The organism is Mesorhizobium sp. M8A.F.Ca.ET.021.01.1.1, assembly GCF_003998025.1.
Taxonomy (GTDB): Bacteria; Pseudomonadota; Alphaproteobacteria; order Rhizobiales; family Rhizobiaceae; genus Mesorhizobium.
In genome coordinates this window covers 1-11,454 of sequence record NZ_RZSJ01000150.1, presented here as the reverse complement: position 1 = coordinate 11,454, position 11,454 = coordinate 1, and the positions used below count along the sequence as shown (strand labels likewise).

General features: G+C 64.7%; 9 protein-coding genes. 5 read left to right on the top strand and 4 right to left on the bottom strand.

Annotated features, from left to right (window positions below; genetic code table 11):
• The 3 genes from EOA36_RS14260 to EOA36_RS14250 form a co-directional block, all read right to left on the bottom strand.
• Positions 1-2,927 (bottom strand): indolepyruvate ferredoxin oxidoreductase family protein (locus EOA36_RS14260; protein WP_145969170.1); only part of this gene is annotated, 2,927 nt, incomplete at its 3' end.
• A 217-nt stretch (positions 2,928-3,144) separates the two neighbouring features.
• Entirely contained in the window at positions 3,145-3,678 is a 534-nt protein-coding gene (locus tag EOA36_RS14255) for a hypothetical protein (RefSeq protein ID WP_127278188.1), read from the bottom strand.
• Positions 3,671-4,279: a CGNR zinc finger domain-containing protein gene (locus EOA36_RS14250; RefSeq protein WP_127278187.1), complete on the bottom strand. Its 609-nt coding sequence runs from the start codon at positions 4,277-4,279 to the stop codon at positions 3,671-3,673. Before EOA36_RS14250 ends, EOA36_RS14255 begins: the two co-directional genes overlap by 8 nt.
• Before the next feature lie 141 nt (positions 4,280-4,420).
• Between EOA36_RS14250 and EOA36_RS14245 the strand changes: the two genes are divergently transcribed.
• The 4 genes from EOA36_RS14245 to EOA36_RS14230 all read left to right on the top strand — a co-directional run bounded on the left by EOA36_RS14245 (position 4,421) and on the right by EOA36_RS14230 (position 8,927).
• Positions 4,421-5,326, top strand: coding sequence for a branched-chain amino acid ABC transporter permease (locus tag EOA36_RS14245; RefSeq protein ID WP_127278189.1), 906 nt, complete (start codon positions 4,421-4,423; stop codon positions 5,324-5,326).
• Between the two features lie 181 nt (positions 5,327-5,507).
• The gene (locus EOA36_RS14240) at positions 5,508-6,092 is read left to right on the top strand and encodes a TRAP transporter small permease subunit (RefSeq protein WP_127278186.1); all 585 of its coding nucleotides are present in this window, start codon (positions 5,508-5,510) and stop codon (positions 6,090-6,092) included.
• Entirely contained in the window at positions 6,092-7,879 is a 1,788-nt protein-coding gene (locus EOA36_RS14235) for a TRAP transporter large permease subunit (protein WP_127278185.1), read from the top strand. The genes EOA36_RS14240 and EOA36_RS14235 overlap by 1 nt, the downstream gene beginning before the upstream one ends.
• Positions 7,880-7,898: 19 nt before the next feature.
• Positions 7,899-8,927 carry a zinc-dependent alcohol dehydrogenase family protein gene (locus EOA36_RS14230; RefSeq protein ID WP_127278184.1) on the top strand — a complete coding sequence of 343 codons (1,029 nt, stop codon included), beginning with the start codon at positions 7,899-7,901 and terminating at the stop codon, positions 8,925-8,927.
• Between the two features lie 246 nt (positions 8,928-9,173).
• Here the strand turns inward: EOA36_RS14230 and EOA36_RS14225 are convergent, their stop codons facing one another.
• The gene (locus tag EOA36_RS14225) at positions 9,174-10,283 is read right to left on the bottom strand and encodes a TRAP transporter substrate-binding protein (protein WP_127278183.1); all 1,110 of its coding nucleotides are present in this window, start codon (positions 10,281-10,283) and stop codon (positions 9,174-9,176) included.
• Between the two features lie 261 nt (positions 10,284-10,544).
• Between EOA36_RS14225 and EOA36_RS14220 the strand changes: the two genes are divergently transcribed.
• The gene (locus EOA36_RS14220; RefSeq protein ID WP_127278182.1) at positions 10,545-11,318 is read left to right on the top strand and encodes a gamma-glutamyl-gamma-aminobutyrate hydrolase family protein; all 774 of its coding nucleotides are present in this window, start codon (positions 10,545-10,547) and stop codon (positions 11,316-11,318) included.
• Positions 11,319-11,454 lie beyond the last annotated feature (136 nt).

The following is an 11,454-nucleotide window of genomic DNA, read 5'->3' as shown; positions in this document are numbered from 1 at the left end:
GCTCGCAGCGTCGAAATCCTGTCGGCGTAGCGCTTGCCGTAAGCAGCACTCTGATAGGCGGCGAGGAAGGCGACACGGCGGGCGATGATCTCGTCGAGCGTCTCAGCGACCGAAGCGGCCTGTCCGGCCTTGTCGGCGAAGCCCGGCTGGGCGACGAGGCCGCGCACGAAATCCGGCTGATGCGCCGCGCGGCGGCCCCAGCGGAAGGCGGCGATATTCATCGCCACCGCTTCGCCGTTCAATTCGATAGCCTTTTCAACAGCTTCGGCCGAGAGGGGCAGACCGCCGTGCTGGAAGGCAAAGCCGAGCATGAACATATTGGCGCCGAGCGAATTGCCGAACAGTGCGGTGGCGGTGCGGGTGGCGTCGAAGAAATGCGCCTTGTCGTCACCGGCGGCGGACCGGATCGCCTTCTTCAGGCGCTCGACCGGCAGCGAGAAATCGGCCGATCGGGCAAATTCGCCCGGCATGATCTCGGCGGTGTTGGCCAGGAAGATCGTATGCCCCTCGCGCACCGCGGTCAGCACCTTCTTGGCGCCCGACACGACGAGATCGCAGCCAAGTACGAGGTCGGCCTTCCCAGCCGAAACGCGGATGGCATTGATGTCTTCCGGCGTGCGGGCGATGCGGACATGAGTGAACACCGAACCGCCCTTCTGGGCGAGGCCGGCCATGTCGATCATGCCGCAGCCCTTGTCCTCCAGATGCGCCGCCATGCCAAGCACGGCGCCGATGGTGACGACGCCGGTGCCGCCGACGCCATCGATGATCGCCGCCCAGCCCTCGACGCCGAGCGGGAATTCGGCTGGTGTCGGCACGCCTTCAAGTGGGTCGGTCCCGCCGGCCAGGCCTTCGGCCTTGCGGATCTTGGCACCGTGCACGGTGACGAAGGACGGGCAGAAGCCGTTGACGCAGGAGAAGTCCTTGTTGCAGCTCGACTGGTCGATCTTGCGCTTGCGGCCGAATTCGGTCTCCACCGGCTGGATCGAGACGCAGTTCGACTGCACGCCGCAATCGCCGCAGCCTTCGCAGACCAGTTCGTTGATGAAAACGCGCTTGTCGGGGTCGGGAAAGGTGCCGCGCTTGCGGCGGCGGCGCTTTTCGGCGGCGCAGGTCTGGTCGTAGAGCAGGATCGACACACCCTTGACGTCGCGCAACTCGCGCTGGACGAGGTCGAGGTCGTCGCGATGATGAATGGTGGCGCCGGCCGGAAACTCGGCCTTGCCCGCATATTTGTCGGGTTCGTCGGTGACGACAGCGATGCGGTCGACGCCCTCTGCCCGCACCTGCCTGGCGATCATGTCCACGGTCAGCCCGCCCTCATGCGGCTGGCCGCCGGTCATGGCGACGGCGTCGTTGTAGAGAATCTTGTAGGTGATGTTGGCTTCGCTCGACAGGGCGAAGCGGATCGCCAGCGTGCCGGAATGGTTGTAGGTGCCGTCGCCGAGATTCTGGAAGATGTGGTCGCGCCTGGAGAACGGCGCCTGGCCGACCCATTGCGCGCCCTCGCCGCCCATGGCGGTGAAGCCGAGCGTGTTGCGGTCCATCCACAGCGCCATGAAGTGGCAGCCGATACCGGCGGCGGCGATCGAGCCATCAGGTACCTTGGTCGAGGAATTGTGCGGACAACCCGAACAGAAGAAGGGCGTGCGCGAGCCGATGTCGGTGGCGTCCGCCAGCATCGCCTGGAACTGGCGCAGCTTGGCGACCCTTGCCGAAATCTCCTCGGACGGGCCGATGGTCTTCACGATCCTCTCGCCGAGCGCAATGGCGATCTCGTTGGGGTCCAGCGCGCCCTTGGCCGGGAACAGCCAGTCGCCGCGCTCGTCCTTCTTGCCGACAATGACCGGCCGCGAGGCCGTGCCATAAAGGCTCTCGCGCAGCTGCACCTCGATCAGCGAGCGCTTCTCCTCGACGACGACGATGGTGTCGAGACCGCGGGCGAACTCGGCAATGTGCTGCAGGTCGAGCGGCCAGGGGCAGCCGACCTTGAACAGCCGCACGCCGATGCGGTTGGCTCCCGCCTCGTCGATGCCGATATCCTCCAGCGCCTGGCGGACGTCGAGATAGCTCTTGCCCAGCGTGATGATGCCGAGCTTCGGATTGCGGCCGCCCGAATAGACGATCCTGTTCAGCCCATTGGCATGGATGAAGGCGGAAGCCGCGGCACGCTTGTGCTCATGCAGCCGCTCCTCCTGGCCGAGCATGTCGATCTCGTGGCGGATGTTGAGGCCGCCCGGCGGCATGTCGAAATCCGGGACGACGATCTTCAACCGTTCGAGCGAGGCATCGACCGAAGCCGTCGATTCGATGTTGTCCTTGACGCATTTTATCGCCGCCCAGGTGCCGGCAAAGCGCGACATGGCAAAGCCATAGAGGCCGTAGTCGATGATCTCCTGGACACCGGCCGGGTTGAGGATCGGCACCATGGTATCGACGAAGAGGAATTCGGTGGCGTGCGCATTGGTCGAGGATTCGGCCATGTGGTCATCGCCCATGAGGGCAAGGACGCCGCCATGTTTCGACGAGCCGGCGAGATTGGCGTGGCGGAACACGTCGCCCGAACGGTCGACGCCCGGCCCCTTGCCGTACCAGACCGAAAAGACCCCATCATGGGTGCCCTCGCCCAGCAGCTCCGTCTGCTGCGAGCCCCAGCAGGCGGTGGCGGCCAGCTCTTCGTTGAGGCCGGGCTGGAAGACGATGTCGGCCCCGGCGAGCTGCTTTTTCGCCTTCCACAGCTGCATGTCGAGACCGCCGAGCGGCGAGCCGCGATAGCCGGAGACGAAACCTGCCGTGTTCAAGCCAGCGCGGCGGTCGCGCTCGCGCTGCATCAGGAGCATACGAATGACTGCCTGCGCGCCGGACAGGAAGATACGCTCCTTCCCGAGATCGAACTTGTCGTCGAGCGCGACATCATGCAGCGTCATCAGGCATTTCCTCTGCGAAGGCCGCGCGGGGCAGCGGCCAACGTCGGGATCGGATGACGCATCCTTTCTTCCCTTGCAAGGCAGGTCAAACAAAATCGAAAGGACCAGCCAACGCGCAACAAACAGTCCGGCGGATGGTGGACCGCGCATGAAAGCGTGCGCCGACAGCGCGACGGCGCACGAAAATTCCAGACGAAATCGATGCCGTCGGGAGGTGTCAGCCGGCTTTCGAGCAGTCCGGCTTCGGCTCGCCGGGCAGCTTGCCGTCGGGATGGCCGACGAGATCGGGATTGGCCGTATAGAGCTGGTCGATGACCAGCGGCCGGTCGGGCAGGATCGACTGATCTTCCGTCGACATCAGCGTGGTGTCGATGGTCTGCAGGACCGCACCATCGGCGCCCTTGATGCTGATGGCGATGGCATAGGGTTTGTTCTTGACGACGCAGGTCAGCGCCGGGCTCTCCAGGCTCACCTTGTCGAGCTTCGGCCAGACCTTCTGCTCGACCACGAATGGATCACCTCCGGCGGGGTTCTGGAAGCTGGCAACCGCCACCTGGCCCTCGCCCATCGGCTGCAGGGGCCGCAGCGTCACGACATAGGTCGCCCGGGCGAGGCGGTAGTTGAAGACGAATATCTTGCCGGAAACCTCGAACAGCTTGCCTTCGCCGCCGGTATCGCGACAGGCGCCGAGGGCCGCGGCGGCAATCAGCATGGCGCCGGCAGCGAGCGAACGTGAAAATCCTCTAGGCATTCCTGACCTCATTGGCCGCCATGCGGCGGCGATAGTGACGGCTCGCCTTCTGCCTGTTGCCGCACACCGCCATGTCGCACCAAAGGCGGCTGGAATTGCGGCTTCTGTCGACAAACAGCCAGGTGCAGTTGGGGCAGATCCTGAGCCTTGCGACCGTGTCATCGCGCAACAGAGAAAGGGCTGAAACCGCCAGCGCCGCCTCGAAGGCGATCGGCGTCGCCGGATCGCCGAACGGCCGTCCCGGCGCCCCGATCTCGGTCCGGCCGGCAGCCAGGCCGTCTGCACAGGCCCGCAGGAACTCGGGCAGGTCGGCGGTGGAAACCGCGCCCTTCGACACCGCGCCTCGAAACAGCCGGTCGGTCGTCTCGCGGATCGACAGCACGATGGGCGCGATTGCCGCCGGCGAGGACACCGCCAAGCGCCTGTCGCCAAGCTCGGCGGCGCGAAAGCCGCTGGCCGCGTCGGCGAAGCGACCGATTTCGACCGGATCGTCGAAGCGGTCGAAGGTGCGCTCCGCATCGCCGCGCAGCACGACGGTATTCGCCGTGTCGAGCGCGAGCAGGCCGCCGGTAAACCGGTGTGGGGTCCAGGCAACTGTCATTCCTGAAAATCTAACCGATAAATCGCGTTTGACAAGTTAGATTCGGCGATGCAAACCTCGGATGCGCACGGTATCGTCGCCGTTGTCCGATCGGCTCTTGGGCGAGATGCTTCCGGGCGAGAGCTTCTGGTGTTGTCGAGCATGCTCTATTTCTTCCAGCAGGTGCTGAACGGGCTGCATTCGGGCGCGCTCTATGCCCTACTCGCCTTCGGCTATGTGCTGACCAACGGCATCCTGCACCGCACCAACCTTGCCTATGGCGCGCTGTTTGCCTTCTGCGGCCAGGCAATGATCCTGAGCGTCGCCTTCGCCTACCAGGTGCTGTGGCTGACGCTGTTGGCTTCGGTGCTGTTCGGCGTCGTCGCGGCGTTCCTCTATGCCGCGCTCATCAGCCATGTCCTGTCGCGCAGCGTCTTCGAGACCTTGGCCGACCGTTCGCCCAACGCCATCGTGGTGACGACGCTCGGCATCCTGCTCGTGCTGTCGGAAGCGAGCCGCATCGCCGCCGACACGCACGATCTGTGGCTGCCGCCAATGTTGGCCGAGCCCATCGTTTTCGCCGAAAGCTCCGGCTTCAAGGCGACGCTGACGCTGATCCAGGTGCTCGACTGCGCGGTGGTTCTGGCGGCGGTCGCACTCGCTACATGGGCGTTTGCCCGCTCAAACTTCGGCCGGTGCTGGCGTGCCGTCTCCGACGACCCCAGGGCCGCCGCCCTGTGCGGCGTCGACGTGCGCGGCGTGTTCCGGCGTGCCGTGCTGTTCGGCGGCTTCTGCGCCGCGCTGGCCGGGGTCATGGCCAGCCTCTATTACGGCAATGTCAGCTTCGGTTCCGGCCTTGTCTACGGCCTGAAGATCCTGTTCGTGACCGCTGTCGGCGGCTATCTCTCGCCGCCAAGGGCCGCGCTGGGCGCGGCCGCTTTCGGCATGGCCGAATCACTGTGGGCCGGCTATTTCCCGGTCGAATGGCGCGATGCGTGGATGTATCTGTTCCTGGTGGCCATGCTGATCCTGATCGGCGCCGGCCGCGACACCGGAAAGATCGTCTGAGCCCATCAGACTTTGGTTGCATGACGTTTCGTCAGGCTGCGGTTTTCCACCGCGCCGCAAGGGCCGATTGCCTGCATCCTTCCTCCTCGTGTTGACCAACCGGACCACGCACTGCATACCGTTGGGCCACGCGACGCGACGAAAAAGGGGGATCGCGCGTCACCGCATCAGGGAGGAATGCATGGCAGGGCTGCTCGCTCTATCCAGGGTCATTGACCGCGCCAACGAATTCATCGGCAAATCGGTATCCTGGCTGATCCTGCTGGCGATCCTGGTGAGCGCGGCCAACGCCGTCATCCGCAAGGTCTTCGACATTTCGTCGAATGCATGGCTGGAGCTGCAATGGTACCTGTTCGGCGCGGCGTTCATGCTGGCTGCCGCCTATACGCTGAAGCAGAACGAGCATATCCGCATCGACATCGTCTACGGCCTGTTCTCGCGCCGCGTGCAGCACTGGATCGACCTTCTCGGCCACATCCTGTTCCTGATGCCGTTCGTGACGCTGATGGTGTTCTATTTCGTGCCCTACGTGCGGCTGTCCTTCCACAGCGGTGAAATGTCGACCAATGCCGGCGGCCTGATCGTGTGGCCGGCCAAGGCCATCCTGCTGGTCGGCTTTTTCCTGCTCGCGCTGCAGGGCATTTCCGAGATCGTCAAGAAGATCGCCATCATGCGCGGCGTCATGGATGATCCCAACCCGTTCATTTCCGTGCACGAACAGGCCGAACTCGAAGCCAAGACGCTCGCCGAAGAGGTGCGCTCGTGATGGAGTTCATCGCCCAGAACATGGCGCCGATCATGTTCGCCTCGCTGATCCTGTTCATGCTGATCGGCTATCCCGTCGCCTTTTCGCTTGCCGCCAACGGCCTGATGTTCTTCTTCATCGGCGTGCTTTTGACGCCCTATTCGGGCGGCGCGATCAATCTCGCATGGCCGCTGCTCTATGCGCTGCCGGACAATTTCTACGGCAGCCGGGTAATGTCGAACGACACGCTGCTGGCCATTCCGTTCTTCACCTTCATGGGCATCGTGCTCGAGCGATCCGGCATGGCCGAGGACCTGCTCGACACTATCGGCCAGCTGTTCGGACCGATCCGCGGCGGCCTTGCCTACGCGGTGATCTTCGTCGGCGCGCTGTTGGCGGCGACAACCGGCGTGGTGGCGGCCTCGGTCATCGCCATGGGGCTGATCTCGCTGCCGATCATGCTGCGCTATGGTTATGACCGCCGGGTGGCGTCCGGCGTCATCGCGGCGTCGGGCACGCTTGCGCAGATCATTCCGCCGTCGCTGGTGCTGATCGTTCTCGCCGACCAGCTCGGCCGCTCGGTGGGCGACATGTATGCCGGCGCCCTGATCCCCGGCCTGGTGCTGACGGGCCTATACACGCTCTACATCGTGATCATGTCGATCGTCCGGCCAAAGTCGATGCCGGCCCTGCCGCTCGAGGCCCGCACACTCGGCCATGGCGTGGTGTCCCTGCTGATCGCGTTGGTGGTGGCCGTGGCGATCGCCTATGCCGCCTACCGTTACCTGGTGCCCGCTCATGGCGACAATGCCGACATTCTCGGCGCGGCCGTCGGCGTCATCTTCATCTACGTCGTCGCGATTCTCGACCGCAGCCTAAACATCAACATGATGTCGCGGCTGGCGCAGCAGGTCGTGATCGTGCTGATCCCGCCGCTGGCGCTGATCTTCCTGGTGCTCGGCACCATCTTCCTCGGCATCGCCACCCCAACCGAGGGCGGCGCCATGGGTGCGGTCGGCGCGCTGGGCATGGCGGCGATGAAGGGCCGGCTGTCGATGGACGTGATCAAGCAGGCGCTGGCCTCGACGACGCGGCTGTCGTCCTTCGTGCTGTTCATCCTGATCGGCGCGCGGGTGTTCTCGCTGACCTTCTATGGGGTCAACGGCCAGATCTGGGTCGAGCATCTCCTGACCTCGCTGCCGGGCGGCGAAGTCGGCTTCCTGATCGGCGTCAACATCCTTGTCTTCTTCCTCGCCTTCTTCCTCGACTTCTTCGAACTGGCCTTCATCATCGTGCCGCTTCTGGCGCCGGCCGCCGACAAGCTCGGCATCGACCTGATCTGGTTCGGCGTGCTGCTGGGCGTCAACATGCAGACCAGTTTCATGCACCCGCCCTTCGGCTTCGCGCTGTTCTACCTGCGCTCGGTCGCCGCCCGCGTGCCCTATCTCGACCGCCTGACCGGTAAGCAGATCGCGCCGGTAACGACGGGGCAGATCTATTGGGGCGCGGTGCCGTTCGTCTGCATCCAGGTCATCATGATCGGCCTGACCATCGCCTTCCCGCAAATGGTGATGCGCTACAAGGGCACGGCCATCGATTCCGGCACGATCGACTACCAGGTACCGGAAGCGCCCGGCCTGTCGCCGCTCGGCGCGCCGGAAGGTGGCGGCGCTCCTGCCAATGGCGGTGGCGCACCGGCCGCGCCCGGCACGCCCGACCTGTCGCAACCGCCGAATTTCGGCGATGCGCCGCCGGCCAAGCCGGCGACACCGACGCCGGACCTGTCGCAGCCGCCGAATTTCAACTGAGCTCGGAGGGGAAGACGCCATGAAAGCCGTGCGGTTGGAGAGAGTGGGCGGCATCGCGCTGCGCGAGGTCGCCAAGCCGGTTCCCGGTCCGGACGAGCTTCTGGTGCGGATCGAGGCCTGCGGTGTCTGCGGCACCGACCGGCATCTTTTCCACGGCGAATTCCCTTGCAGGCCGCCTGTGACGCCCGGGCACGAGTTCGCCGGCATCATCGAGGCGGTCGGTAATGCGGTCTCCGGCTTTGCCGTCGGCGACCGGGTCACTGGCGATCCCAACATCGCCTGTGGGCGATGCCCGCATTGCCATGCCGGCCGGGTCAATCTGTGCCGCAATCTCAACGCCATCGGCATCCATCGCGACGGCGGCTTTGCCGACTATGTGGTGATGCCGCAAAAACAGGCTTTCATCCTGCCCGCCGATCTGCCGCCGACACATGGCGCGTTCTGCGAGCCGCTTGGCTGCTGCCTGCACGGTGCCGACCTTGCCGAGATCAAGCCTGGCAGTTCGGTTGTCGTGCTCGGCGGCGGCGTGATCGGCCTGCTAACGGTGCAGCTGGCTCGGCTCGCCGGGGCCACCACCATCATCCTGTCGACAAGGCAAGCCTCGCGCCGCGCGCTTGCGAGGGAACTCGGCGCGACGGCGACGGTCGATCCCACAGCCGCCGATGTGATCGATGCCATCGCCGGACGGGCGGGACTGATGCCCGGCGGCGCCGACGTGGTGTTCGAATGCGCCGGCGTGCGCGACACCGTCGAGCAGTCGATGCGGCTGGCAAGGGCCGGCGGCACCGTCGTCATCGTCGGCGTGACGCCGCAAGGCATGAAGGCGGAATTCGAGCCCTTCGACCTCCTGTTCCGGGAACTGAAGGTACTGGGCTCGTTCCTTAATCCCTATACGCATCGCCGCGCCGCCGAGCTCATCGCGTCGGGCGCGATCGAGATCGACCGGCTGATCTCCAGGCAGGTGTCGCTGGAAGAGGCGCCTGGTGTGATCGCCAATCCGCCCGCGCCGGGCGAGGTCAAGGTGCTGGTGGTGCCAGGCCTGGGCTGAAGTGCGGTCCTTCATCTTGCAACGTTGGCGATTGGCGAAACCGTCGATGACAGCTTCCCTCTCCCCGTCCCTATACGGGAGAGGATGCCGGCAGGCAGGTGAGGGGCGGCGCCAATGCTGAATTGATAAGATGCGCGGTTGGGCTTGCGCCGAGGGCGTTCAATCGCCGAAGCCGGCGCTGCCCCTCATCCCCCTGCCGGGACCTTCTCCCCGTATAGTGACGGGGAGAAGGGACAAGGCTCAACCCTACAGCTTGCCGTTGCGCTGCTGGACCATCATGAACGTATCGTAATTGTATTCGGCAACCTGCGCCCAGAGATAGTGCTCCTTGCGGAAGCCCTTGATCGATTCCCAGATCTTCTTGAAGGGCGCGTTCGAGGCTTCCATTTCGGCATAGACCTCGTTTGCCTTCTCGAAGCACGCGGTCATGATCTCCTGGCTGAACGGGCGCAGTTTGGCGCCGCCGGCCACCAGCCGCTTCACCGCCGGAGGGTTCACGTAGTCGTATTTCTGCAGCATGTTGGCATCGGCGGCCTGGGCGCATGTACGCAGCAGCGACTTGTAGGTCGGCGAAAGCTCTTCGTATTTCGCCTTGTTGAACATCAGGTGGACGGTCGGGCCGCCTTCCCACCAGCCGGGATAGTAGTAATAGGGCGCGACCTTGTAGAAGCCGAGCTTCTCGTCGTCATAGGGGCCGACCCACTCAGCGGCGTCGATGGTGCCCTTTTCCAGCGCCGGATAGATGTCGCCGCCGGCGATCTGCTGCGGCACGACGCCGAGCTTTTGCACCACTTTGCCGGCAAAGCCGCCGATACGCATCTTGAGGCCGGAGAGGTCGGCGACGGTTTTGATCTCCTTGCGGAACCAGCCACCCATCTGCACGCCGGTGTTGCCGCCCGGTAGGCCGAACAGACCTTGCGTGGCGAGGAACTCGTTGAACAGGTCGATGCCGCCGCCATGGTAGTGCCAGGCATTCATGCCGCGCGCATTGAGCGAAAAGGGCACGGCGGCACCCAGCGCCCATGTCGGGTCCTTGCCCCAGTAATAATATGCCACCGTGTGGCAGGCCTCGACCGTGCCGGCCGTGGTGGCGTCGGCGGCCTGCAGGCCGGGGACGAGCTCACCAGCGGCAAAAACCTGGATCTGGAAATTGCCGTCGGTGGCTTCAGACAGCATCTTGGAGAAAACTTCGGCGCCGCCATAGATGGTGTCGAGCGACTTCGGGAAGGACGACGCCAGCCGCCATGTCACCTTGGGGTTGGACTGGGCTATGGCCGGTGCGGCGAGCGTGGCCGCCGCCGCGGCTGCACCGACGCCGGTCACGCCGGCCTTGCGGATGAATGAACGACGATCCATGCAGTTCCTCCCTTTTGGATCAACAGACCGACGCCGGAGACATCCTCCGTACCCGCATCGGCTGGCGAAACAATACACAGGCACGGGGTCGAGTCCAGCACGGCCGCCGGATTTGGCGACCGGGCCATGGGGACCTGCAACTATAGTCTAACGGGGATTTCGTGGCCTATGCGACACGCTGAAACTTGGCATGGAAAAATGCCCTGACATCGCCTATTTTGAGGGCAGGACATTCCTTGCCAGATGGAAAACAGACCCAAAATGCAGCAGCCGCTCGTCGCCATATCGACCGACGTCCGTCAATTCGACAACTACACCTGGCATGCCGCGCCGCAACAATATCTGGAAGCGGCGATCGCGGGTGCCGGCGTTTTCCCCCTGCTCGTGCCCTCGTTCGGCGACCGGCTGGACTTCGACGAACTGCTGTCTTCGGTCGACGGCGTCATGCTCACCGGCTCGAAATCCAACGTCGACCCCTCGCTCTATGGCGGCGATGCCAGCGAAGCCAATGGCCCTTATGACACCGCGCGCGACTCCACGACGCTGCCGCTGATCCGCAAGGCGATCGAGCGCGGCGTGCCGCTGCTCGCCATCTGCCGCGGCATTCAGGAGCTGAACGTGGCGCTTGGCGGTACGCTAGGCACCGAGATCCAGGAGCGCGAGGGATCGCTGGACCACCGTGCGGCGGTGAGCGACAAACAGGACGAGCGCTTCGCCATTCACCAGACCATTTCGATCAAGCCGGGCAGTTGCCTCGCCGGCGTGTTCGGTGCCGGCAACATCAAGGTCAATTCCTTGCATCGCCAGGCGATCGAGCGACTGGGGTCGAGGCTCGAGATCGAGGCTGTCGCCACCGACGGCACGGTCGAGGCGGTTTCGGTCAAGGGCGCCCGCGCCTTCGCAGTCGGCGTCCAGTGGCATCCCGAATATTGGGTCAAGTCGGACAGCAACTCGGCCAAGATTTTCCGCGCCTTCGGCGATGCGGTGCGTTTGCACGCCGCTGCGAAAGCCGGCGCGCGGGCCGCGGCGGAGTAGTTCAGTCTCGCGGCTTCAAGTCACCATCCGCCGCGAGCGACAACAACGGTAGCGCCGGGGCATAGGATTCGTAGCCATCGCCGTCAGCCACGGCAAAGGTGACGATCGGATCGACGCCGTCGGCACTGATGGCGAC

Bases quoted from the DNA above. Each gene is read 5' to 3' on its own strand.
- EOA36_RS14255 (WP_127278188.1), bottom strand. From the start codon at position 3,678: ATGCCTAGAGGATTTTCACGTTCGCTCGCTGCCGGCGCCATGCTGATT.
- EOA36_RS14230 (WP_127278184.1), top strand. From the start codon at position 7,899: ATGAAAGCCGTGCGGTTGGAGAGAGTGGGCGGCATCGCGCTGCGCGAG.
- EOA36_RS14220 (WP_127278182.1), top strand. From the start codon at position 10,545: ATGCAGCAGCCGCTCGTCGCCATATCGACCGACGTCCGTCAATTCGAC.
- EOA36_RS14225 (WP_127278183.1), bottom strand. From the start codon at position 10,283: ATGGATCGTCGTTCATTCATCCGCAAGGCCGGCGTGACCGGCGTCGGT.
- EOA36_RS14235 (WP_127278185.1), top strand. From the start codon at position 6,092: ATGGAGTTCATCGCCCAGAACATGGCGCCGATCATGTTCGCCTCGCTG.
- EOA36_RS14250 (WP_127278187.1), bottom strand. From the start codon at position 4,279: ATGACAGTTGCCTGGACCCCACACCGGTTTACCGGCGGCCTGCTCGCG.
- EOA36_RS14245 (WP_127278189.1), top strand. From the start codon at position 4,421: ATGCTCTATTTCTTCCAGCAGGTGCTGAACGGGCTGCATTCGGGCGCG.
- EOA36_RS14240 (WP_127278186.1), top strand. From the start codon at position 5,508: ATGGCAGGGCTGCTCGCTCTATCCAGGGTCATTGACCGCGCCAACGAA.